This window comes from Acinetobacter tandoii DSM 14970 = CIP 107469 (assembly GCF_000400735.1).
Classification (GTDB): Bacteria; Pseudomonadota; Gammaproteobacteria; order Pseudomonadales; family Moraxellaceae; genus Acinetobacter; species Acinetobacter tandoii.
The window spans coordinates 275027-299836 of record NZ_KE007367.1; the positions used below are offsets into that span (position 1 = coordinate 275027).

Sequence of the window (24810 nt, forward strand, 5' to 3'; positions counted from 1 at the left end):
TCTACTACCGTATGAATGCGAGTTAAGCATTTTCACGTGCAATCGCGCGATAACCAATATCTGTACGATATTGCATACCTGTAAATGTAACTTGACCGCAAACTTCTAAAGCATTGACTTGCGCTTCAAGTACGGTATCACCAAGTGCAGTTACACATAAAACACGACCACCCGCAGTCAAGATGTGACCGTCAGCGCTCATTGCTGTGCCTGCATGGAAGATTTTAGTGTTTTCTGGAGATTGGCCAAGACCAGAGATAACGTCACCTTTACGAACTGTTTCAGGATAACCTTCTGCTGCAAGTACAATACCAATCGATTTGCGTTCGTCCCATTCCGCTTCTGCTGGGAGATTGCCTGCAATACCAGCTTCAACCAAATCGACCAACGAAGATTTTAAGCGCATCATAATCGGTTGTGTTTCAGGGTCACCAAAACGACAGTTAAATTCGATTACACGAGGTGAACCTTGTTCATCAATCATAAGGCCTGCATATAAGAAGCCTGTGTAAACATGACCATCTTTTTTCATGCCTTCCACAGTTGGACGCATAATTTCAGCCATGACACGGTCAAATACTTCAGGAGTAACCACTGGGGCAGGAGAGTATGCACCCATACCACCTGTGTTTGGACCTTGATCGCCTTCAAAGATACGCTTGTGATCTTGTGAAGTTGCCATTGGTAGGATGTTGTCACCATCGATCATACAAATGAAAGATGCTTCTTCACCGGCAAGGAATTGTTCAATGACTACACGAGAACCTGCGTCACCAAATTTGTTTCCAGCCAACATGTCATCAATTGCTGCAAATGCTTCTTCGTTGGTCATTGCAACAATTACGCCTTTACCAGCAGCAAGACCGTCAGCTTTAATTACGATAGGAGCGCCATGTTCTGTCACGTAAGCTTTCGCTGCATCGACTTCAATGAACACATCGTAAAATGCAGTTGGAATATTGTGGCGCTTTAAGAAGTGCTTGGCGAAAGCTTTTGAGCCTTCTAACTGTGCAGCAAATTGAGTTGGCCCCCAAATTTTAAGACCCGCTTCACGGCATGCATCGACCACACCATTGACCAGCGGAGCTTCTGGACCAACTACAATTAAATCAACTGCATTATTTTGAGCAAATTCAATAATTGCAGGATTATTTTGAATATCTAATGCAACGTTTTCGCATTTATCTTCAGTTGCAGTTCCTGCATTACCAGGAGCAACAAATACCTTAGCTACTTTTTCATCTTGAGCGATTTTCCATGACAAAGCATGTTCACGACCGCCACTACCCAAAACTAAAATATTCATCGGTTCATACTCCATGAATCGAAAATGACATAAAGTCTTCCGCTGAAGCGCCGAAGACTTTATGCAAGATTTAGAAATCTGTTTTAATTAATACGAATGACAAAGTCATTACAGTCGAAATCCGAAATTAATGACGGAAATGACGCATACCTGTGAAGACCATTGCGATGCCCGCTTCATCAGCAGCAGCAATCGTTTCTTCATCACGCATAGAACCACCTGGTTGAATAATGCACTTAATGCCTGCTTTTGCTGCATTATCAATACCATCACGGAATGGGAAGAATGCATCAGAAGCCATTACAGCACCTTCAACCACTAAGCCTGCATGTTCAGCTTTAATGGCTGCAATACGTGCTGAGTTTACGCGGCTCATTTGGCCTGCACCTACACCAATTGTTTGGCGGTTTTTTGCATAAACAATTGCATTAGATTTCACATATTTCGCAACTTTCCACGCAAAAATTAGGTCATCAATTTCTTGTTCAGTTGGCGCACGTTTAGTTACGACTTTAAGATCATCTTTGGTGATCATACCTAAGTCTTGGTCTTGAACCAATAAACCACCATTCACACGTTTATAGTCTAACTGTGGAGCACGTTCATCAATTGCTGGTAATTCACCACAAACTAATACGCGAACATTTTTCTTTGCGCCAGTCACTTCCAGTACGCCTTCAGCAATACTTGGTGCAATGATGACTTCTACGAATTGACGGTCAACAATTGCTTGTGCAGTTGCTACATCAAGTTCACGGTTGAATGCAATAATGCCACCGAAAGCAGATTCAGGGTCAGTTGCATACGCAAGATCATAAGCTGCTTGAATGCCATCTAATGAAACTGCAACGCCACATGGGTTAGCATGTTTGACAATTACGCACGCTGGTTTAGCGAAAGATTTTACACATTCAAGTGCAGCATCTGTATCTGCGATGTTGTTATAAGAAAGCTCTTTACCTTGAAGTTGTTTTGCAGTTGAAACAGAAGCTTCAGTTGCAGCAGGGTCAACATAGAAAGCAGCAGATTGATGCGGGTTTTCACCGTAACGTAAATTTTGAGCTTTATTTAATTGCGTATTGAAAGTACGTGCAAACTTGTCTGCCTCACCTTCTGCTTTGCCCACACGAGCACCTAGGTAAGAAGCAATCATGCCGTCGTATTGAGCAGTGTGTTCGAAAGCTTTTACTGCTAAATCAAAACGAGTTTCATAAGACAGCGCACCATTTGCTTTAAGCTCAGCAATAACAGTGTCATAGTCAGATGCATTTACCACAATACCAACAGATGCATGGTTTTTCGCAGCGGCGCGAACCATTGTCGGGCCACCGATATCAATGTTTTCGATCGCATCAGCAAGTGAACAGTTTGGTTTAGCGACTGTTGCAGCAAATGGATAAAGGTTCACAATCACTAGGTCAATCGCATCGATGTTGTGTTCAGCCATTACCGCTTCGTCTAGGCCACGACGAGCTAAAATACCGCCATGAATTTTTGGGTGTAAAGTTTTTACACGCCCATCCATCATTTCTGGGAAACCAGTATGCTCTGAAACTTCAACTACAGCGATATTGTTGTCTTTAAGCAACTTATATGTACCACCAGTTGATAAAATTTCTACCCCTAGAGCAGAAAGGTTTTGAGCGAACTCAACAATGCCAGTTTTATCGGAAACAGAGATTAATGCGCGTTTAATGGTCATGATCTTCGTCACAGTTATCAAGGATTAAAACAAAAAAAAGCTAAAAATAGCAGGTAAAAAAAATGCCCGCGGAAGCCGCAAGCATTTTATCATTTATTCACTCATTAAACCGTGAGCTTTCAACTTTTTACGTAAAGTACCACGGTTCAGTCCTAGAATCTCGGCAGCGCGTGTTTGATTACCACGTGTATACTCAAGAACTACAGATAAAAGAGGTTTCTCCATTTCTGCTAGCACCATGTCATAGACCTGAGAAGGTTGCTCGCCTTGCAATTGAGCAAAGTAATGGCGAACTGCGCGATCTACGTGAATACGTAGAGCAACATCAGATTGTGCAGTAAAAATAGGAGATTTGCTATTCATGCGAATTAATCCGAAAAATCAGATACCGCTTGGGTAAAGCGATATATTAATGTTGTCTATAAAAAATAAATGAACTCCGTTTTAGATCCTAAAACGAGGAGTTCTAAAACTCGTACATTTAGCTTGCCACAAATCAGCTATATTGATCAAAAAACATACGTAACAATAATTTAATATTTGTTACTGATCAAAATCAAAACAAAAAATAGATACCCTACGCATTATCTGGAATAAAGCGCATTGGCAAAACTAGTAGTTGTTGTGAAAATTAGCGAGGAGTTTGCAGCACAAAGCTTTCGTGGCGCGTATGATACCATTGTCTTAGAAAAAGTGAGCAAGAAAAGTGCATTTTTTTTACTTTTTTTTTACTTTTTTTGTAGTTTTTTCATTTTTTAAGGTCCAATGATTTCTAAACTATAGTCATCAAAGCTTTTTCGATCGACTGGAAGCTCAAAATGGATTTTAAAAGGCCTTTTTTGAGGGATGCGTTCAATACCGACCAAGTTGTCTGCCAAATATTCTTTGGGTTGAAGTGTAAAGTTACCAGTTTCTGTTCCTTGTTCACGTAAAATAACCTTTAGGGTTGGTAAAGGAAGACTCTTATCGTGATAATTGATTAATTCACCTATAAATAGAGTTTTGTTTTTTTCAATACGCTTGGCTTTTATTTTAGTGACGCTAATAAGGGTATAGTTTTCTTGTTGTATTTCACATTTGAACAAAGCACAAACTTGATTAAAGCTCGCGGCTAATTTAGGGCTATTTCTTAAGTATTGAGGATTAAACCAAAAGAATTGGAATAACAATAATAGGATGAGAGCAATATTAATCATACCCCACATGACATAATACATAGGGCTACGAGGTTTGCTGTCGTGATCTTTTTCTGCAAGGTTAAGGGCAGGGAAGTTACCGATTGGATCGGTACTAAAATAATTGAGATTGTTCAAATATGTTTTTAGATCAATATTTGAGTGCTCAATTTTTCTATCAAAAATCTCAAGTAATTGCTGGCGATTCGACAAAGAATGCTCAAAAGCAATATTCGACATTTGCGGACGAAAATCATTGTCTTGGCTGGATGAATTAAATTGATCATCCGAAGCTGGATAATTTGAAAGTTGTCCGAACGACTGATTAATCAAATGTGTTAAAGCATTAAACGTGGTTGAACACTTTGGGCAACAAACCATGCCCTGAGCAACAGTCAGTTGAGCCACAGAGACTCGATAAATTGTTAGACACTCAGGACAGCTGGTTTGTTTTTCGCTCATAGTTTTTAAGTTAGATAGTTAGGCTTTGTGGCGTTTGCCTGAAATACGGCACCAGTTTTCTTCACGTTTTTCAACTTCTAATATATCAAAAAATTCTGAGTAAATACTAGAAACATCAGCAACTTGCTCTTCAATTACACCTGCAAGTGCGAACTCTGCCTCATATTTCGTTAAAGTTGCAAACTCTGGTGCAAGAGCCATTAGTGGACCTGCTAAAATATTTGCCACTAATACATCAGCTTTTTGGCTGCCAAACGTTTCATTAAACTCATCAGGTAATCCCACAAAAATTTTGTCGATTACACCATTTAACTCAGCATTTTGTTGAGTCGCCAATACCGCTTGTGGATCAATATCTGTGGCGTAGACTTTTTTAGCACCCAATAATAATGCTGCGACACCCAGAATACCTGAACCACATCCGTAATCGATTACGACTTTATCTTTGAGGTCGGTTTTGCCAAGCCATTGTAAACAAAGGAACGTGCTGGCATGGTTACCCGTACCAAAAGCTAGACCTGGATCAAGTTTAATGTTCACAGCATCTGCTTCAGGTGGCTCTAACCATTCAGGCACAATCCAGAATTTTTCACTAATTTGAATTGGTTCATAGTAATCCATCCAAGATCGTTCCCAAACTTGATCTTCTAAGAACTCGCTACGCAAAGGTGCATCAGGCATTTGTGTACGAATGAAGGTTTCTAATGCAGCGACCTCAATTTCTTCATTTTCTTCTTGTGCATAAATACCAGTCACAATCACTTTATTCCAAAGTGGTGTTTCACCCGGAAGTGGCTCAAGTAAGTCCTGATTTTCAGCATCGTCCAAAGTCACGCTCACTGCGCCCAAAGAACTTAATAATGTTTCTGTAAAATCGACTTGTGCTTGATCAACAGTAATATGAATTTGTAACCACTTCACGGAATAACCCAAACTTTGCTTTTATAAAGCGCATATTGTAACTGAGAGCAGCACTTACAGCTACACTTTCATATAACTGTAAAAATGATGCCGAGACATCCTGATTAAATTTATGATTAAGATTCGAGTTTGAGTGAATCACTTTCATTGATTGGTGTTGTAGCACGATCAAATTTATTTAATAACATGCCGAATCCTGCGGCGATGATATACATAAATATTGAATATACCGCTGCTGGTATAGATATGGTGGTATTTTCCAGAACTGTAAGGGCAATCGTCATGGCTAATGTACCGTTATGAATGCCAATTTCAAAAGCACAGGCACGTGCTTGCGTTGTATGTACACCCATAACACGAGGTACGAAATAACCAATAGACAAGCTGATGATACAGAAAACAATTGTTGCCGCACCAATTTGGGCAAAGTATTCCATGATGTGAGCGCGCTCTTTAATAAAGGCAGCAACAATAATCAGAATTAAGAATACAACTGCAAAGATGCGCACAGGTTTATTCATTTTGTGTGTGAAATTCGGTGCAAAATGACGAATAAGCATTCCGATGCATACAGGCACAATAATAATGCCAAATACTTGAATAATTTTACTAAACTGTAGGCTAACTTGCTGTCCGTCATTCATAAAATAATTGATCGAGAAATTTACAATTATGGGTAGCGTTACTGCTGCGAGCACGGAGTTAATTGCTGTTAGGGTAATATTTAAAGCCACATCACCTTTAAATAAATAGCTAAACAAATTGGCGGTACTTCCGCCAGGTGAAGCTGCTAGCAACATTAAACCTACGGCAAGCAGAGGTGGTAATGCAAAAAGCTTACAGAGCAGGAAAGCTATCCCTACAAGTAAGAAAAGTTGACTAAAAAGTGAAATGAGTACGGCTTTGGGTTGTTGTGTGACACGCGCAAAATCTTTTGGAGTGAGTTCAAGACCTAAACCCATCATGACAATTGCTAACGCCAGTGGTAAAACAACGGTAATTAATCCTGCATCCATTCTTTATTCCTATTATTAAATTGATTTATTTTTAAAAAAATCAGTAAAAACTCGATCCTGAGTTTTTACTTGAAATTATGGTTATTTTTGTGTGGAGCTTTTGCTTAAGCAATACACAATTAATTTGATCATAGTATATGCATAAACGTAGCAAATGACATTCATGCACAAAATTTGTTGGTTTAAGCAGGGTATATAGGCTTTATAACTAACCCGAATCCTATTTAAGCCAAGGATTCCATAATTTGAATTTTTGGCTTATTTCGTTGAGTTAATTGATATGCGCATAACGATGCATAAATCCCACTTAGAAATCTATGAACACTACGTGCTTTACTCGTCACTAAATTGTATTGACTTTTACATGATTTTTTTAAGATATTTATATTGTCGATAGTAAATTCAGTTTGCATCTAGATGTATAAAACAATCACATCTGATATATAAAGTAAATTGGCTTTTAATAAACCTAACATTTTGAGCTGACAAAAATTCACTATACTTGGTATCTGTATCATGAAAAAAATTACACGTTCAAGTAAAGACGAGGGCCTGTTGACATTTACTGTGCAAAAAATAGCGAGAAAGTAAAATTCAATTGCCAAACCAAATCGACTTCTCGCTATGCATCAACCAATGCTGACTGCTCAACACTGCTTAAAGCTGAAATCTATTGTCCATAATTTTGGTATTTATATCATGTCCTTGGAGGGATACACCTGAATCCTTTGGTAAATCCAATATGATCTTTAAACGGTTCACCCGATGGTCTAAAGATAATAAGGTATTAAAAATATTTAAGTTATTTTCAAAAGATGCTGATCTAGAATGGGTATTTCTTGATGCTAGCCGTATTCGAGCACATCAACATGTTACAGGACTCAAGGATCAAGCTATTTCAAGGAGCATCGGTGGAAACAGTACTAAAATCCATTTAGCTGTAGATTAAAATGGGAACCCAATTCAATTTCTTATTCATGATGGCACAACTCATGATGTGAAAGTTGCTCTTGCATTGGTTGATAAAATAGATTTAACAGATACCGATGTTCTTAGCGCTGATAAGGGATGTGACTCGAAAGCTTTGAGAGAGGAAATAGAAAGAACATCCACAACAGCGAAGATTCCAAAGAAATACAACACACGTATATTTATTTGGTTAACATTATGAAATGTCAACAGACTCAAGGTTAAATATGTCTTATATCGTTCCTGATGAAGAATTATTACAAACGCGAACGAAAAAATTCCTGAAAAGAATTTTCGTTATGCGACAGCTTGGAACGATTTTGTGTTTTTTTCCTATTTTTTCTGTATTACGGGATATGCATTATGAAAGTAGCTATTTCATTTTATTGACAGTAAATGCTTTTGTTTGGCCAAGTTTCGCCTATTTAATTAGTCAACGATCTGACGATCCTGTGAAAACTGAACAAACCAGCTTGATTGTAGATACCATGTTTGGTGGGGCTTGGATTGGTGTGATGGGTTTAAGCCCCATGCCATCTTTTATTATTTTGGCTGTATTTATTGCAGATCGTTATGCTGCGGGGGGATGGAAACTTTTAGCTCCTTCAATTTTAGGATTTACCGTCTCTTTGATTGGCGTTTGGTTGTTGGTTGGTATGCCTCTAACCTTCACTTTTAGTCCGCATACGGTATGGCTCACCATTCCATTGGCGACTTTGTACTTAATTGCCTTGAGTATTTTATCTCGGAAGCTTTCTACCAATCTGAGCCAAAAAAATCGGCAGTTTGAACGGATTGCCTTAATGGATCCGCGTTTGCATATTCCCAACCGCCGTTTGTTTGAACAGCGTTTAGCCAGCACTTTTGTACAGATACAACGTGGAAATAGTACGGCTCATTTAATGTTAATCGATGTAGATCATTTTAAGGACATTAATGATACCTATGGACATGAAATGGGAGATTATGTCCTGATTGAACTGTCGAATATTTTAAGAGAATCGATTCAAAGCAAAGATATACCTGCCAGATTTGGTGGTGATGAGTTAGCAGTGATTGTGATGGACAGCAGTTCACAGGAAATTATGCAATTGTCTCAAACCATTTTGGATAAAGTCCGACATTTTCGTTTACCGAGTAATTCGAACTTTCGCATGAGTATCAGTATTGGAATTTCCTCGGCAGCCGCAGCAGGTTCTACAACGGACTGGCTGAAGATGGCAGATCAGGCTTTATATGAAGTAAAACGCCAAGGACGTGATGGCGTGCAATATATTTGTGAAATGAGTTAATAGAAATCATTTTAATACAGCCTTTAGGGTGAATTGTTTTAATTCTGGTGCAAAAAAGCACCTTTTTTTATTTTTGCATCATCTTCGCTCAAAAATAGTATTATGAATGATAAAAAACGTAATACTAAGTTGGCACAGCCTTTGCTTAATCATGACTATGAAAAATGTGATCTAGGGTTCCGATACGCACGCGTATGTCTGAGACCGAGAGTTCACGGTTCGAAAGAACTACACGGAGGGATAAAAGCCCGGGAGGTCATGCGAATCCACCGAAGAGGTAACAGCAATGGGCTTACAGCAATATCACAATAACCAAACACTATGGACTGAGGTTTTGCCGGGCGGGCATCACTGGTCGGGACGTATTCAAAAAGGTGCAATTCTCCGTTTTAAAGCACTTTCTAAACATGCCAATGTTTCACTGTTCTGTGTTAATGCTGCCGATAAATTAGAGCGCTTTAATATGCCAGACAGTTTAAAGGGGCAACATACCGCGTATTTAAGCGCAGGACATGTGCTGTATTCAGACCTTGGACGTGTCATGGCTTCGATAGTTACAGATGAACATGGTTGGAATGATGTGCTATGTGGTGCAAGTCGTGCCGAGCAGATTGCAGCGCAATATGGTAAACAGAACTTTCAAGCTGCACGCAATGCCATGTATCAAAGTGGTGTAGATGGCTTATTGGTGGAAATGGCAAAATTTTCATTAGCACAGACTGATTTAAGTGCCACCCTGAATTTATTTTCCAAAGTTGCTCCGAATGATGCGGGCGAACTCTCTTATGTGACTGCTGACAATACTGATCAGGTGATTGAACTGCGCTTTGAAATGGATTGTTTGGTGTTCTTATCTGCTGCACCACATGCTTTAGACCAAAATCCTACTTATCAACCTGCGGACATTCAACTTTCTCTGTTTAAAGCCAATCCTTTAAATGAACATGATATCTGTCGTGATTCATGCGCCCAAAATCAGCGTGCATTTCAAAACAATGCACGTTATTTCGCATTATCTGATGCTTGCTAAGAACTCGGGAGAACAGTCATGACAGTATTACAAAACTTTGAAAAAACAGTGTTAAGTGAAGTGTGCCCTGTGGGTGAAGCATGGATGTGCGAAGTGAAAAAAGGACAGTACTTCCGCATTGTCGATTTAGAAGGCAATCAGGCGGTGGATACTTTGTTTATCAGTGCTGAAAACCCAGAAGAACGCTATAGCGCAACTGATACCTTGGCGATGAATCGTCAGATTTATTTAGAAAAAGGCACCACGTTATACAGTAACTTGGCGCGCCCGATGGCGATCATCCACGATGATAACTGTGGTCGGCATGACACACTCGGTGGTGCCTGTTCTTGTGAAAGCAACACAGTTCGTTATGCGCATGACACTTACCCGATGCATAGTTGCCGCAATAATTTTATGTATGCCTTAGCGAAACACCCTGTGGCGTTAAAGCATGGTTTAAATGTGCGTCATATTGGTCCGAACATTAATTTCTTTATGAATGTGCCCGTTACCCCTGAAGGACATTTGAAATTTGAGGATGGTATTTCCGCTGCAGGAAAATATGTGGAAATTCAAGCAGAGATGGATTTAATTGTGCTGATTTCAAATTGCCCACAGCTAAATAATCCGTGTAATGCCTATAACCCAACGCCTATCCAACTGATTGTGCGTGAAGCTGCGGAGTAAGCACCATGTTTAATAAAGTTTTGATTGCGAATCGTGGTGCGATTGCTTGCCGAGTGATTCGAACCCTCAAAAAATTAGGGATTCAATCGGTTGCTGTGTATTCAGAAGCCGACCGTGATTCTTTACATGTGACCATGGCGGATGAAGCGGTATGTATTGGTGCGGCACCTGCCAGTCAAAGTTATTTAAATATTGAAAAAATCCTGCAAGTTGCACAGCAAACAGGGGCGGAAGCGATTCACCCCGGCTATGGTTTTTTATCGGAAAATGCCGAGTTTTGTGACTTATGTGAAGCCGCAGGAATAGCCTTTATTGGTCCGACTTCTGCCCAAATGCGCAGTTTTGGTTTAAAGCATACTGCGCGTGAACTGGCGATTCAGAGTCAAGTGCCACTTTTGCCGGGGAGTGGCTTGTTGGCTGATGAAGCGGAAGCTTTGGCAGAAGCAGAAAAGATTGGTTATCCCGTGATGCTTAAAAGCACCGCAGGCGGTGGCGGGATTGGTATGCGGTTGGTTTGGAATGCCGAAGAGCTAAAAGACGCTTATCAAACAGTATCTTATTTGGCACAAGCTAACTTTAAAGATGCAGGCTTGTATCTAGAAAAATTTGTGCAAAATGCCCGTCATATTGAAGTGCAAATCTTTGGCGATGGCCAAGGTCAGGTCTTGGCATTGGGTGAGCGTGATTGTTCGGTGCAACGCCGTAACCAGAAGGTGATAGAGGAAACACCTGCACCGCATTTGTCGGATGAACAACGTGATTATCTGCAACAAGTCGCTATACAACTGATGCAATTGGTGCAATACCGTTCTGCGGGTACAGTTGAATTTGTGATGGATACCGATACCCAAGAGTTTTACTTTTTGGAAGTGAATACCCGTTTACAAGTGGAACATGGCGTGACTGAACAGGTTTATGCTGTGGACTTGGTGGAATGGATGGTGACTTTAGCCAGTGGTGATTGGGTTGCACCGACTTCGGCTTTAGACTCTAAAGGGCATTCTATTCAAGTGCGTTTATATGCCGAAGACCCGATCAAAAACTTTCAGCCGAGTGCAGGACTTTTAACTGAAGTTGAATTTGATCCACATTGTCGTGTTGAAACTTGGGTAGAAACAGGCTCGAATGTCTCTTCCTATTATGACCCGATGATTGCCAAAATTATTGTGACTGCTACAGATCGTGATGCTGCAATTCAAGCAATGAGTGCAGGACTGGCAAACACCCAAGTGGCAGGAATAGAAACCAACCTCGAATATTTGCAGAACATTGTGGCAGGAGAAGTGTTCCAAGCAGGCACACAAACCACGCGTTTTTTAAATAGCTTTACTTGGAAAACCCAAAAGATTGAAGTGTTACAGGCTGGTATTCAAACTTCGATTCAAGATGTTACAGGACGCTTGGGATATTGGGATGTGGGAGTCCCACCATCAGGGGCGATTGATCCATTTTCTTTGAATGTTGCCAATCAACTGTTGGGTAATGAGAAAAATACTGCGGGTTTGGAATGTACCCTGCAAGGTCCAAGTCTGAAATTCCATTGCGACAGTCAAATTGTGCTTACGGGCGGCGAGATGCTAAGCACATTAGATGGCGTGAGCATTCCAATGTGGCAAACCGTGAATGTGAAGAAAGGGCAAGTTCTGAAATGCGGCAAAATTAGCACGGGCTGCCGCAGTTATATTGGGGTCAAAGGCGGCTTTAAAGTCCCTGAATATTTAGGCTCGCAAGCCACATTTACCTTAGGGCAATTTGGTGGTCATGCAGGGCGTAACTTATTGGTCGGTGATATGTTGCCAATCACATCTTTTAGCGATCAGCCTTTACACGCTTTAAATCAGGAGCAAATTACAGCATTCAATTCGCATTGGGAAATTGCGGTGATGTATGGTCCGCACGGTGCGCCTGACTTTTTTACCAATCAGGATATTGAAACTTTCTTTGAACATGAGTTTGAAGTCCATTTTAACTCAAGTCGAACAGGCATTCGTCTGATTGGACCAAAACCTGAATGGGCACGGGAAGATGGTGGTGAGGCGGGCTTACACCCATCAAATATTCACGATAACGCCTATGCTATTGGTGCGATCGACTTTACGGGGGATATGCCGATTATCTTGGGTCCAGATGGTCCGAGTTTGGGCGGCTTTGTCTGTCCAGCGGTGGTGATTCATTCTGAATTGTGGAAATTGGGTCAACTGAAAGCCGGGGATAAAGTTAAATTTGTACCAGTCAGCTATCACCAAGCCAAGCAGCTCAATCAAAACTATCAAGCCATGCTGGATGCGGCATCTCCTGAAAGTATTCATTACGAGCAAGTCATTCAAGCAGAGGAAATTACTTTAAACCATGTAATTTTAGATACCTTTAAAGGCGATGGTACACGTCCAGATGTGGTCTATCGTCCTGCGGGGAACCATTACCTGCTGGTGGAATATGGTGAGCTGGTGCTGGATTTGAATCTGCGCTTCCGTATTCATGCCTTAATGCAATGGATGAAAGAGCAGAACATTAAGGGCATTATTGATTTAACTCCGGGTATTCGCTCATTACAAATCCATTATGATTGTTTGGTACTGGATCAAACCGATTTACTGCGTTTGCTGGAAGTGGCTGAAGAACAACTGCCCAATATAGCCGAAATGCAGGTGCCATCACGCACAGTGTATTTGCCTTTGGCATGGGAAGATTCACAAACCCAATTGGCAACCGAACGCTATAGCCAAATTGTGCGTGCCGATGCACCGTGGTGCCCAGATAATATCGAGTTTATTCGCCGTATTAATGGTTTGGACTCCAAACAGGCGGTAAAAGATGTGGTCTATAACGCCAGTTATTTGGTGATGGGACTGGGCGATGTCTATTTGGGTGCACCAGTGGCAACACCTTTAGACCCGCGGCAACGATTAGTGACCACCAAATATAACCCTGCACGAACTTGGACACCTGAAAATGCAGTTGGTATTGGTGGTGCCTATATGTGCGTGTACGGCATGGAAGGACCGGGCGGTTATCAATTTGTGGGACGTACCACGCAGATGTGGAGTCGCTACCGTAAAAATGCGAATTTTGAAGAGGGTAAGCCGTGGTTACTACGCTTCTTTGACCAGATTAAATTCTATGAAGTGTCTGAAGCTGAATTGATGCAGATGCGTGAAGATTTTAAAGCAGGACGTTTAAATCTACGCGTAGAAGAAGGTGTATTAAACCTGAAAGAATACAACCAATTCTTGCAGGATCATGCTGAAACTATCCAAGCATTTAAGCACACGCAACAAAGTAACTTTGAAGCCGAGCGCCGTCGCTGGCATGAAGCAGGTTTGGCAGAATATGTATCTGAAAGTTTAGATACGGTGGATGATGGTGAAACAGTTTTAATTCCTGATGGTGGCTGTGCAGTGGAGTCGCACATGCCCGGTTCGATTTGGAAAATTGAATGTCAGATGGGTGATGTGGTTGAAGAAGGGGCGACTTTGGCAGTAATTGAAGCCATGAAAATTGAGATTCCAATTTTGGCACCTGAACGAATGAAAGTCGAAGCCATTACCATTGAAAAAGGGCAAACCGTGAAAACAGGGCAAGTACTGTTTACATTGGCACCTGTGGCTTAGATCTTATCTCAAAATTATCAAATCTAAACAGCCAGTGCGTGATCGCGCTGGCTTTTGCATTTAAAGATTCAGCCGAATTTCTCTCATGATTTTTCCCTGAAAAACTGTTCTTTAATTTAAAGCTCCATAACAGCGCGATTTGATTTATTTTGCCCAAATTTCAAGCAATTTTTCTTGTTTTCGTTTCTATTTTGATGGAGTGGATTGGCACGCTTTCTGCATTTATTCGAGTAATACAAAATTCGAATTTGGTAATACCAAAGAGGAGCCACAGATGCAAAAGCCACAGAATAAAGATAAGTCGACATCACAGCTCTTTAAACAGTTTTTACTGGAGCTAATTAGCGTTCGCGCGGGTTTTTATGTCAAGCAAGACCCTCATCATCCTGAAACATTGCGGAAGTAAATTGTGGCTAAACCTAAACTTGCCCGAATCAGTGTCACTGTACCTGAGAGTACTTTAAGTGCACTGGATCAGAAAATTGTTGATCAATGCTATGAAAGCCGCTCGCAAGCCATTGTAGACATGATTCACAAGCACTTAATTGCAGAAGAAGAACGGCAAAATTCGGTCATGGTCGGCACATTGACCTTGCTGTATGACGCCAGTTCTATGTCATTGCGAGTTCAGTTAATGGATTTGCAACAACAATATTTAGAACAAGTCATTAGCTCGCTGCATATCCAACTGGATGAGCAAAAAATTATGGAAGTGATGCTGATGCAGGGCAAAAGCGCCGAATTAAAGTTAATGAGCCAGCAATTTATTGCCTTGAAAGGGGTCATTAACGGACACCTTGAACTGATGGATGCGGTGATGCCACCAATTCCACAAAATGTTGAATAATCTAAGGGGAACCTGAAAATGATGAAAAAAGCAGTGTTATCAATGTCAGTAGTTGCGGGTATTTTACTCTCAGGTTGTGACAATACCGCCAAAGTGCCTGAAGCAGAAAAAAAATCAGAGACTACGGCAACGAGTCAACCGATGACCATTGGTTATAGTGACTGGCCGGGTTTTGTGGCTTGGCAAGTTGCCATTGAAAAAGGCTGGTTAAAAGAAGCGGGCTTAAATGTCGAATTTAAATGGTTTGATTATTCAGCATCGCTTTCGGCATTTGCAGCGAACCAGTTAGATGCGGTTTTGGTGACCAATGGCGATAATTTGGTTACAGCATCGGGCGGAACCAAAGGCATCATGATTATGGCAACCGATTATTCTGCGGGGAATGACGTGATTATTGCCAAAGAGGGCATAAACAGCATTGCAGATTTAAAAGGGAAATCGATTGCGACTGAAAAAGGGCTAGTGGATCATCTATTATTATCAACTGCTTTGGATGATGCCAAAATTTCATTATCAGATGTAAAACTGGTCAATTCAATGACCAACGAATTGCCGCAAGTTTTTGCAAGTAATAGTGTAGATGCGATTGCAGTATGGCAACCTGTTGCCAATCAGGCATTAAAATCAGTTGCTGGGTCTAAAATTATTTATACCTCAAAAGATAAACCGGGTCTAATTTACGATACTTTAACCGTGAATATGAGCCATTTGGCCGCCAACAAAGAACAGTGGTCTAAATTAATTCAGGTTTGGGATAAAACCGTTAAATATATTAATGACCCTGCAACTCATGCAGATGCGGTCAAGATTATGTCGAACCGTGTTGGGGTGGATCCGCAGCAATATGAACAATTTATTGGTGGGACACATTTACTGGATTTAGCTGCAAACAAGAAGGTGTTTACCAAAGGTTCAGGCTTCGATTCCATTTATGGTTCGACGTATCATGTGAATAAATTTAATGTCAGTAATGGTATCTACAAAACTGAAATGGATGTCAATGGTTTAATTTATCCCGCATTGATTGAAGGGTTGAAATAAGTCATCTATACGAGTAAAAGCCCAGAAATGTTCTGGGCTTTTACATTTTGAGATACAGCATGGCGATGTTTCGGTCATGCAATTTTTACATTAAAGATGGGTGCTTTGTGAAAAGATATTAATCACTAAAATCCCAGAAATCATTAAAGCCAAACCAATCAGTGCAGGCACATCTAATTGCTGCTTAAAGCCAAACCATCCCACCAACGAAATTAAAATAATGCCCGCCCCCGACCAAATCGCATAGGCAATGCCCATAGGAATGGTTTTTAAGGTTAAAGACAAAAAATATAAGGCAATCGCATAGCCTACGACTGTAATTGAAGAAGGGATGAGAATACTAAAACCTTGGGATGCTTTTAATGCTGAAGTGGCAATCACTTCAGCAATAATCGCAATGCTTAAGTAAATGAATGCAATCAAGAAATCACCTGCTTAATAGGTCGCTTGAGCATGATGTAACAGATGCTCAGCTTCTTGTGTAAGCCAAGTGTGACTGGCTGCTGTAGTAGAGGTTTGCGTTTGGAATTGATAATGGGGTTGATAGATGTCGATCTTGAAATATAAGGCATAGGTTTTACCTTCAATTTCTTTGACTTGCTTAAGCTGATTTTCCCCAATATATTCGAAGCCTTCGAGTGAAAAGAGCTGCTGCAAGCGATGGTTTTGGGTGCTGAATTGTACACCTGAAGATAACGAACCTACGGAAACTTCCAATTGATTGATTTGCTCTAAATCAATACCTGCTTGATGTGCTTCAATCAAATTGCTGAAAGGTAGAATGGCTTGCTGATTTTGCGGAAGTCGAGACTGTGCATAAGCCACCAAGTCACCACAAATAATCAAGCCTGCATCCAGTTGAACTGAAGCATTCGATTTAAGATGAACAGCTTTTTCTAAACGTAAACCAAGGTATAAACCTTGATTGGCTTGTTGACGCCAATCCTCCACATAGGCATTGCTAGGAGAGAATTCCAAAATACAGTTGCCGATGCAATGTAAGGTTGCGGGTTCTGGCCATTGAATGTGATTTTGGTAATTGGAATTTGAATCGACTTGCCAAGATAAGACTTGTTGTTCTCTATCCCAGAGAGTTTGTCCAAGCCAGCCCTGACGTTGCAACACAGGCGTAAGCTCAATATCTTTCAGTCTTAAATCAATGGTAAAAGATTTGGATTGAAACCAATAGACGATGGTTTTTTCATCCGTTTGACCATTAAAAAAACTAATACTTTTGCGTCTAAACGCACCGAGCAATGCTAAAGGCAGCTCTACAGTGCTTATATCTGTCGGCAAAAGTTTAGCTGATAAATCTGCACATAAATTGATTAAATTCATAGCTTTTCCTTGTGTTCATTTAGACCAAAGGAATACAACGGACGGGCATTGTTCAGCACAATTTCGCCAGAAGCGACTTTTTCTTTTAAATAATGAAAGGTTTGCGCCGTTTGGTTAAACAGGTGTTCTCCGCCACTTAAAGGGGCATATTTGGGTTGATCTGTTTCAATCACAGGCTGAATCACATAGTCATAATCGCAAGAGAAAAACAGCGGGAACGAGTAGCGCTCTTGTTGAACTTTTTTGACGCGATGTTTGGTCGCCAAATAACGCCCATTGGACAGAATTTCCATCATGTCACCAATGTTCATGACCAGTGTGTTTTCGAGTAAGGGAATATCGATCCATTCCCCTTGTTTATTCAGAACTTGTAGACCGGGAGCTGTCGGAAGGAGTAAGGTAAAACATTCATAATCGGTATGTGCTCCCATACCTTCTTGGTCTTGTGCCTGCGGATTGAACGGATAGTGAATCAGTCGCAGTTGACTTGGTGCATGGGCAATATGCGCATCAAAATAGTTTTCCTTTAAGTCTAAGGCTAAGGCAAAACATTGGAACAATTGCTGACCAATATCTTTTAGATGTTGATAATACTGCGATACATGTAGTTTAAATTCTGCATTTTTAGGCCACTGGGTTGGTCCCACTAAAGGACGTCGTTGTTCTGTGCCCAAATAGTCATAATTCACATCATAAGACTCTTTAAGGTCATAGACATTTTTGACAAATTGTTCCTCTCCAATCGGAACATAGCCGCTATGATTTTCAGAAAAACCAATGTAGTGCTGCATTTTACTTTGCTGATCACGAGCAAAATATTGTGCGCTGATGCGACATAAATTTTCAAAAAGTTCGGGTTGGAATTGCTCGCCTTTTAAATATAAAAATCCGACCTCTTTACAGGCTTGATCGAGTGCCTGCGCAACAGATAAACGATCTTCCAAATGTGGGCTGTTGAGTTTTGAAATTTCTACCAGTGGTAACACATAATCCGATTGCATGATCATCACCAAAAGTTGGTCGTCCAACATATTGTTCAACACTTTGGGTCGTCCCAAAGGTTATGATTATTTATAAGCTTTTTATTTGTGTGTACTGACTTGAGTCATACGTGGAATTTTTGGCAGCTCCTCTAAAGCAGGATCTAGTTCTTCTTCTTGCGCATGAACCAAGGCATCGACATGTTCGCGTAAGCGTTTAAATTCGGGTGTAAGCATCAATTCCGCACTGCGTGGTCGTGGTAAATCCACCTCAATAATTTCTTTAATTTCGCCTGGATTGGCCTTCAGAGCCACAATTCGATCTGCCAGTAAAATGGCTTCATCCATGTCATGTGTGACAAAAATAATGGTGATGTCGATGTTCTGCCATAAATCCATGAGATGTTTTTGCATTTTCTGGCGTGTATGCGGATCGAGTGCCCCAAAAGGTTCATCCATCAGTAAAATTTTCGGTTGATTGACTAAGGCACGAGCAATCGCAACGCGTTGTTTCATGCCACCCGAAAGTTGATGCGGGTATTGGTTTTCATATTTTTCTAAGCCAATAATGTTGATCCATTCGCGGGCATGTGCTTCTGCGGAGGCATGGCTTGCACCTTTCATGAGCGGACCGAACATGACATTTTCTTTGACAGTTTTCCACGGAAATAGGGTGTAACCTTGAAACACCATGCCACGTTCTGGGCTAGGGCCTATAATTGGTTGACCATCGACCAGTAGTTCTCCACTGTGATACGGATCGAGTCCCGCGACGACACGGCTAAAAGTAGATTTGCCACAACCCGAGGGACCAATCACACAAATAAATTCACGCTTATGAATTTTTAAATCCAGTTGATTCAAGACAGTGCGTTGGGTCTTACCATGTTGAAACACTTGCGTGAGTTTTTTTGCTTCAAGAATTACAGGGCGTTGATAGATTTGTTCAAAATACTGTTTTGCACCATTATTTGTAGTTGTATTCATTATTTTGCTCCTGCTTTCCATGTGAACAGTCGTTCGCCTAATTTCATTAAAATGACATCACAGACCAGTCCAATGACCCCAATAATCAAAATAGCAGCATAGACATTGTCAAAGTTTTGATAGCGTGCTTGTTGGGTAATAAACCATGTGATGCCCGAGGTCGTACCAATCAATTCAGACACAATTAAATAGGTCCATGCCCAGCCCAATAGTACGCGTAAATCACGATAAATATCTGGCAGGGCAGCGGGAATCACCACATGAAACAGACTTTTCATTTTTTTGGTGCCAAGGGTATAACCTGCTTCTATTAGTCCGCGGTCGACCATCCGTGTGGTGTTGGCAATAATTAAAATTTGTTGAAACAGCGTTCCTATCACAATAATCGCGACTTTCGGTGCATCATTAATTCCTAAGATGGCAACTGCAAGTGCACCGAATGCTGGGGCAGGTAAATAACGGAAGAACTCAACAAAAGGTTCAGTCAGTTTTGAAATTTTGAGGGAGAAGCCACATAAAATCCCTAAGGGAATACCAATTAGGGAAGATAAGAAAAACGCGGTAAACACCAGTTTAATACTATGCCATAGGCTTTGATGAAACCATGGAGCATCGGGTTGTACAGGAGGTGTCGTAAATGCAGTAATCAGTGCAGTTGCAACTTCATCGGGGGCGGGTAAATAAATCGGGTTGACCAATTTGCCTTGAGGTGGCGCATCGCCGTGATTGACTGCATTTTGTGCTTCATTATAGAACAATGCTTTATCAATCCGACTGTCGACTTGCAAATAAGGCACGCTGCCAGAGTCGGTAATTTGGACTTGAGGATGCCAAATAAATGGCAGATAACTGACTGCACACCAAATCAAAATTGGAATGAGAAATGAGCAAAAGCCCAGAATCAGCTTATTTTTTTGGTTAAGTTCAGTTGCAACATATCCCATATCGCTAGTCCGCCTAGTATTACGAATTTTTAAAACCGTATTACTGATAAGCAAAATAAATGCCAATTAGAGATTAAGTGCAGGAGACATGATTCAATCAAAAAACAAGATAGCTCTGCGTTGAGCTGTATTTTCAGCATATTGAATCAATAAAATTTTTAATGGGATAGTGCGTTATCTATTTGTTGAATATGCTGATGACAATTTGTATAGGGTTAATCAAAGATCATACCTTATGCAGTCCTCTATTATTTGATATCCCTCTGGCTGAGAGAAGAGTGCGTAATAACGGAGCATATGGAAAAAACGCTTTTCCGAAATTCAACACTATTGTTCAAACTACGCTATATCAGCATGAGTTATTAGAAAAATGAATTTTCATTAGCTGAAATAAAGATATTGTTTGGAGGATTCAAGCATTAAATCTTTTAAGAGTTTCTCTATAATCAGCTTTTTTATTTAATATAACTTAACTTTATGAAAATCTTAGATGGCGGTTTTGGTCGTGAACTTGCGCGTAGAGGTGCACCTTTTAGACAACCTGAATGGTCTGCATTGGCTTTAACAGAAGCCCCAGACATTGTAAAACAAGTGCATTTAGATTTTATTGAAGCGGGTGCAGAAGTTATTACCACCAATAATTATGCAGTGGTTCCATTTCATATTGGCGAGCAGCGCTTTGAAAATGAAGTAACAAGTTTGGTGAATGTTGCTGTAACTCAGGCGAAAAAAGCAGTTGAAGAGAGTGGAAAAGACGTTCGCATTGCGGGTTGTTTGCCTCCGTTATTTGGTTCTTACCGTGCGGATTTATTTAAAGAAGCAGAAGCTAAAACCCTTGCAACACCAATTATTGAAACTTTGTCACCGCATGTCGATTTTTGGTTGGCAGAGACACAATCTTGCCTCAAAGAAGTCGAAACCGTACATGCATTATTACCTAAAGATGGGCGAGATTTTTGGGTGTCATTTACCTTACAAGATGAAATTCAGTTAGAACAACCCTTATTGCGTTCTGGGGAAAGCCTTGAACAAGTGGCTGAGTTGATACAACGTCTTGGTGCCAACGCAATATTGTTTAACTGCTGCCAACCAGAAGTGGTATTGCAAGCCATTATCCAAATTAAAAAATTACTACCAGAAACAGTACAAATTGGGGCTTATGCCAACGCATTTCCGCCACAGAAAAGTGAAGCAACCGCTAACGATGGTTTAGATGAAATCCGTGCCGATTTAAATCCTGAATTATATTTAAGCTTTGCACAGCAATGGCAAGCTGCGGGAGCAACTTTAATTGGGGGCTGTTGTGGTATTGGTCCCGAGCATATTGCAGAACTTTCTCAATTTTTTAAACAGTAAGATTTTCTTATGTCTACAGCTAAAATTGGCTTACTTTCCTTAACTGCCTTAGTGTTTAGTTCTATGGTGGGTTCAGGGGTATTTAGTTTGCCACAAAACATGGCTGCAGTCGCAAATGGCCAAGCCTTACTCATGGCTTGGCTTATAACAGGCGTAGGAATTCTGTTTCTTGCTTTTGCACTGCTTTTTTTAACACGGCAAAGACCTGACTTAGATGGTGGTATTTATAATTATGCTCGAGAAGGTTTTGGTGAATTAATTGGCTTTTGTTCTGCATGGGGCTATTGGCTTTGTACCACCATCGGCATTGTTGGATATGTGGTAATTGCCTTTTCTGGTGTGGGTTTATTTACTGATAGCCCAGAGCATGTGTATTTTGGTGAAGGCAATACCCTGTATGCATTGATTGGTTCATCTATCTTTGTCTGGATTGTACATTGGCTGGTCAGTCAGGGCATTAAAGAAGCAGCATTGGTGAATCTTATTGCGACGATTGCCAAGATTGTCCCTTTGGTTATTTTTATTGCCTGTAGTTTTATTGCGTTCAAACTGGATCTGTTCAAACTTAATTTGATTGATTTTACGTTGCAAGTGCCGGTTTGGGAGCAAGTCCGTAATCTAATGCTCATTACCTTATGGGTATTTACGGGTATTGAGGGGGCTGTAGTTTTATCGTCCCGCGCCAAGAATAGACAAGATATTGGCCGTGCAACTGTTTTGGGTGTGCTGCTGGCATTAAGTTTCTATGTCATGGTGACTGTACTGGCTTACGGTGTAACTGGGCGAGCTGAAATTGCCAATATGCATAACCCTTCTATGGCAACCATATTGGAGCAACTGATTGGGCTGCCTGGCACGATTATTATTACGCTAGGTTTGATTATTTCGGTTAGTTCTTCTTATTTGAGTTGGACTTTATTTGCAACGGAAATTCCATTTTTAGCTGCAAAAAATAAAGCTTTTCCTTCTATATTTTTAAAAACCAATCAGAATGGTGTGCCGATTGCTTCACTTTGGCTGACGTCTATTGTGGTGCAAATTTCTCTGATTGCAGTCTGCTTCTTTGATAAAAACTATACGCAGTTATTGCTGATTTCATCAGTAATGATTTTACTGCCATACTTTTTGGTTTCTGCATTCTATTTAAAAGAATCTGTGAAACATAAACGTAGTAAGCATATTTGGATTGCCGCAGTCGCAGTCATCTATGCAGCATGGTTACTTTATGCGGCAGGCGTATCATTATTATTGTTGTCGGGTTGCCTATATTTATTGGGGTTGCTTGTATTTTTCTATAGTCGATTCACCCATAAAAAAGTGGTATTTGACTAAAGCTGATCAAATAAAAAACCGCGATAACAGAGCGGTTTTTTATTTTGCTAAGTCCTAAAAAAAATTAACACATACTCTGTGATTAAAGCACTAGATTAAGTATGTAGATTTAGATTGTTTATCTAGGCTTTTTATAAAATATTGCGCAACTCACGTGCCGTCTCTTGCAGTAATGGCAAAATGTGCTGAATTAGATATTCCTTCGTGGTACGAGTAGTTGGGGACACAATATTCAAAGCAGCAATCACTTTGGATCTTTGTTGATAAATCGGTACGGCAAGCGCATGGACGCCTAACTCATGTTCTTCACAAGAATAGCACCAGTCTTGTTCTTTGATTTCATGTAGCAAGTTTAAAAATGTTGCATTGTCGGTATGGGTATATTTGGTTAAACGTTGTAGTGGATATTTTTCCAGCCATTCACGTTGCTCATTTGGTTCCAGATGAGCCAATAAAATTTTCCCTGCGGATGTTGCATGTGCAGGTAAACGATTTCCTAAGTGTAAACCATAGGGGTTAACACGATCTGTTTGTTGATGCGCAGCGCTACGTGCAATGGTAATGGCTTCATATCCATCCAGTACCATCACGGAAAAGATTAAAGATGTTTGATTGGTGAGTAGATTCAATAGAGGCTGAGATATTTTAGGAAGTTGTGCACCACCGAGATAAGCACCTGAGAATTTTAAAATTTTAGGCGTTAAATAAAAATAATGACCATCCGACTCTAAATAGCCCAAATACTCAAGGGTGAGTAAGTGACGCCGTGCTGCCGCGCGGGTCATCCCAGTCCGTTCAGCAGCCATTGAAATATTTAAACGATGACGGTCAGCGCCAAAACAATCGAGAATAGCCATACCTTTGCTGATACCAGCCACAAAATCTTCATGCCGAATGATTTTTTTATTGTCTTTATTTTCAAGCAGTTTTTCAGTTTTATGCAATTCCTCACCCATCTTTGCGGTTCCATTCAACGCTGTTGTCTTTATATTTTTTACTATAGCGTGAAATCTGACTGAAAAAATCAGGTTTTGTTCGATAGTGGGTGAAAAAGTTCGATGATCGAACAAAAACACATGTAAGGATCTAGTTCAACACTAAGAAATGATAAAAAATGAACGTATAAGGAAATCGAACTAAAAGACTAGGGAATGTTGTTTTAGCAGAATTGCTCTCCAGTATAAGTTAGGTTTCCGTGCCTTTTCAAATTTTGCATGATGCACAATGGAGTTATCTAATGATAGATAAAAGTGCAGCGACCTTAACGGAAGCGCTCTCCCAGATACAAGACGGCTCAACCATCATGATTGGTGGTTTTGGAACAGCAGGACAACCTGCTGAACTCATTGACGGGCTGATCAAACTTGGACGTAAAGACCTCACCATCGTCAGCAACAATGCAGGCAATGGCGATTATGGTCTGGCGAAACTGTTGAAAGCCGGTGCAGTGAAAAAAGTCATCTGCTCATTCCCGCGTCAGTCCGACTCTTGGGTTTTCGATGAACTCTATCGTGCAGGCAAAATCGAATTGGAATTAGTACCACAAGGTAACCTCGCTTGCCGTATTCAAGCCGCAGGCATGGGACTCGGTGCAGTCTTTACCCCTACAGGCTTTGGTACTTTATTGGCCGAAGGTAAAGAAACTCGTCACATCGACGGTAAAGATTATGTACTCGAATACCCAATCAAAGCTGACTTCGCTTTGATTAAAGCCCAACAAGGCGACCGTTGGGGCAATCTGGTCTACCGTAAATCGGCACGTAACTTTGGCCCAATCATGGCCATGGCAGCCAATGTGACCATTGCCCAAGTGTCTGAAGTGGTGGAACTCG

At 40.7% G+C, this 24810-nt stretch carries 22 protein-coding genes, 2 pseudogenes and 1 riboswitch; of the genes and pseudogenes, 11 read left to right on the top strand and 13 right to left on the bottom strand.

From position 1 onward, the window contains the following. Positions 1–22 precede the first annotated feature (22 nt). The 7 genes and pseudogenes from purD to I593_RS20090 all read right to left on the bottom strand — a co-directional run. Positions 23–1306: a phosphoribosylamine--glycine ligase gene (gene purD / locus I593_RS10630; RefSeq protein ID WP_016167577.1), complete on the bottom strand. Its 1284-nt coding sequence runs from the start codon at positions 1304–1306 to the stop codon at positions 23–25. 127 nt (positions 1307–1433) lie between these two features. Continuing rightward, on the bottom strand, positions 1434–3008 hold the full coding sequence (gene purH, locus I593_RS10635) for a bifunctional phosphoribosylaminoimidazolecarboxamide formyltransferase/IMP cyclohydrolase (protein ID WP_016167578.1): 1575 nt from the start codon (positions 3006–3008) through the stop codon (positions 1434–1436). Between the two features lie 93 nt (positions 3009–3101). Beyond that, complete coding sequence (gene fis / locus I593_RS10640) at positions 3102–3371, bottom strand: DNA-binding transcriptional regulator Fis (protein ID WP_001086304.1); 270 nt, start codon at positions 3369–3371, stop codon at positions 3102–3104. Between the two features lie 392 nt (positions 3372–3763). Continuing rightward, the gene (locus tag I593_RS10645; RefSeq protein ID WP_016167579.1) at positions 3764–4645 is read right to left on the bottom strand and encodes a DUF3426 domain-containing protein; all 882 of its coding nucleotides are present in this window, start codon (positions 4643–4645) and stop codon (positions 3764–3766) included. A gap of 18 nt (positions 4646–4663) precedes the next feature. Continuing rightward, entirely contained in the window at positions 4664–5566 is a 903-nt protein-coding gene (prmA, locus tag I593_RS10650) for a 50S ribosomal protein L11 methyltransferase (RefSeq protein ID WP_016167580.1), read from the bottom strand. A gap of 116 nt (positions 5567–5682) precedes the next feature. After that, complete coding sequence (locus tag I593_RS10655; RefSeq protein WP_016167581.1) at positions 5683–6582, bottom strand: bile acid:sodium symporter family protein; 900 nt, start codon at positions 6580–6582, stop codon at positions 5683–5685. A 224-nt stretch (positions 6583–6806) separates the two neighbouring features. Next, a pseudogene (locus tag I593_RS20090) lies at positions 6807–6944 on the bottom strand (IS982 family transposase); the annotation flags it as partial. Between the two features lie 262 nt (positions 6945–7206). On the opposite strand from I593_RS20090, the pseudogene I593_RS10660 reads away from it, so the two are divergent. The 8 genes and pseudogenes from I593_RS10660 to I593_RS10690 all read left to right on the top strand — a co-directional run. Next, positions 7207–7726: pseudogene (locus I593_RS10660) on the top strand (IS5 family transposase); the annotation flags it as partial. Between the two features lie 52 nt (positions 7727–7778). Then, a complete protein-coding gene (locus tag I593_RS10665; RefSeq protein WP_016167582.1) occupies positions 7779–8843 on the top strand; it encodes a diguanylate cyclase in 1065 nt (354 codons plus the stop codon). 160 nt (positions 8844–9003) lie between these two features. Next, a riboswitch (guanidine-I (ykkC/yxkD leader) is annotated at positions 9004–9100 on the top strand. 29 nt (positions 9101–9129) lie between these two features. Then, positions 9130–9873 (top strand): urea amidolyase associated protein UAAP1, encoded by a 744-nt coding sequence (locus I593_RS10670; protein ID WP_016167583.1) that lies wholly within the window; start codon positions 9130–9132, stop codon positions 9871–9873. Between the two features lie 18 nt (positions 9874–9891). Then, positions 9892–10542 carry an urea amidolyase associated protein UAAP2 gene (locus I593_RS10675; RefSeq protein WP_016167584.1) on the top strand — a complete coding sequence of 217 codons (651 nt, stop codon included), beginning with the start codon at positions 9892–9894 and terminating at the stop codon, positions 10540–10542. 5 nt (positions 10543–10547) lie between these two features. Beyond that, positions 10548–14153, top strand: a complete 3606-nt coding sequence (gene uca / locus I593_RS10680; RefSeq protein WP_016167585.1) for an urea carboxylase — start codon at positions 10548–10550, stop codon at positions 14151–14153. Positions 14154–14427: 274 nt separating this feature from the next. Next, positions 14428–14559 (top strand): hypothetical protein, encoded by a 132-nt coding sequence (locus I593_RS21000; RefSeq protein WP_016167586.1) that lies wholly within the window; start codon positions 14428–14430, stop codon positions 14557–14559. A gap of 3 nt (positions 14560–14562) precedes the next feature. Continuing rightward, on the top strand, positions 14563–15000 hold the full coding sequence (locus tag I593_RS10685; protein WP_016167587.1) for a CopG family ribbon-helix-helix protein: 438 nt from the start codon (positions 14563–14565) through the stop codon (positions 14998–15000). An 18-nt stretch (positions 15001–15018) separates the two neighbouring features. After that, positions 15019–16041 carry an ABC transporter substrate-binding protein gene (locus tag I593_RS10690; protein WP_016167588.1) on the top strand — a complete coding sequence of 341 codons (1023 nt, stop codon included), beginning with the start codon at positions 15019–15021 and terminating at the stop codon, positions 16039–16041. Between the two features lie 90 nt (positions 16042–16131). On the opposite strand, the gene I593_RS10695 is transcribed toward I593_RS10690, so the two are convergent. The 5 genes from I593_RS10695 to I593_RS10715 form a co-directional block, all read right to left on the bottom strand. After that, entirely contained in the window at positions 16132–16461 is a 330-nt protein-coding gene (locus tag I593_RS10695; protein ID WP_026440964.1) for an SMR family transporter, read from the bottom strand. A 15-nt stretch (positions 16462–16476) separates the two neighbouring features. After that, a complete protein-coding gene (locus I593_RS10700; protein ID WP_016167590.1) occupies positions 16477–17379 on the bottom strand; it encodes a hypothetical protein in 903 nt (300 codons plus the stop codon). Beyond that, the gene (locus I593_RS10705; RefSeq protein WP_026440963.1) at positions 17376–18380 is read right to left on the bottom strand and encodes an isopenicillin N synthase family dioxygenase; all 1005 of its coding nucleotides are present in this window, start codon (positions 18378–18380) and stop codon (positions 17376–17378) included. The genes I593_RS10700 and I593_RS10705 overlap by 4 nt, the downstream gene beginning before the upstream one ends. 81 nt (positions 18381–18461) lie before the next feature. Then, a complete protein-coding gene (locus I593_RS10710; protein ID WP_016167592.1) occupies positions 18462–19346 on the bottom strand; it encodes an ABC transporter ATP-binding protein in 885 nt (294 codons plus the stop codon). Then, complete coding sequence (locus tag I593_RS10715; RefSeq protein WP_016167593.1) at positions 19346–20290, bottom strand: ABC transporter permease; 945 nt, start codon at positions 20288–20290, stop codon at positions 19346–19348. The genes I593_RS10710 and I593_RS10715 overlap by 1 nt, the downstream gene beginning before the upstream one ends. 477 nt (positions 20291–20767) lie before the next feature. Here I593_RS10715 and I593_RS10720 point away from each other — a divergent pair, with 477 nt between their 5' ends. Together I593_RS10720 and I593_RS10725 are read left to right on the top strand one after the other, a co-directional pair. After that, positions 20768–21646, top strand: a complete 879-nt coding sequence (locus I593_RS10720; protein WP_016167594.1) for a homocysteine S-methyltransferase family protein — start codon at positions 20768–20770, stop codon at positions 21644–21646. Between the two features lie 9 nt (positions 21647–21655). Continuing rightward, entirely contained in the window at positions 21656–22978 is a 1323-nt protein-coding gene (locus I593_RS10725; RefSeq protein WP_016167595.1) for a basic amino acid/polyamine antiporter, read from the top strand. Between the two features lie 131 nt (positions 22979–23109). Here I593_RS10725 and pcaU read toward each other — a convergent pair whose 3' ends face one another. Next, a complete protein-coding gene (gene pcaU, locus I593_RS10730; protein ID WP_016167596.1) occupies positions 23110–23934 on the bottom strand; it encodes an IclR family transcriptional regulator PcaU in 825 nt (274 codons plus the stop codon). A 281-nt stretch (positions 23935–24215) separates the two neighbouring features. Here pcaU and I593_RS10735 point away from each other — a divergent pair. Next, positions 24216–24810 (top strand): 3-oxoacid CoA-transferase subunit A (locus I593_RS10735; protein WP_016167597.1); only part of this gene is annotated, 595 nt, incomplete at its 3' end.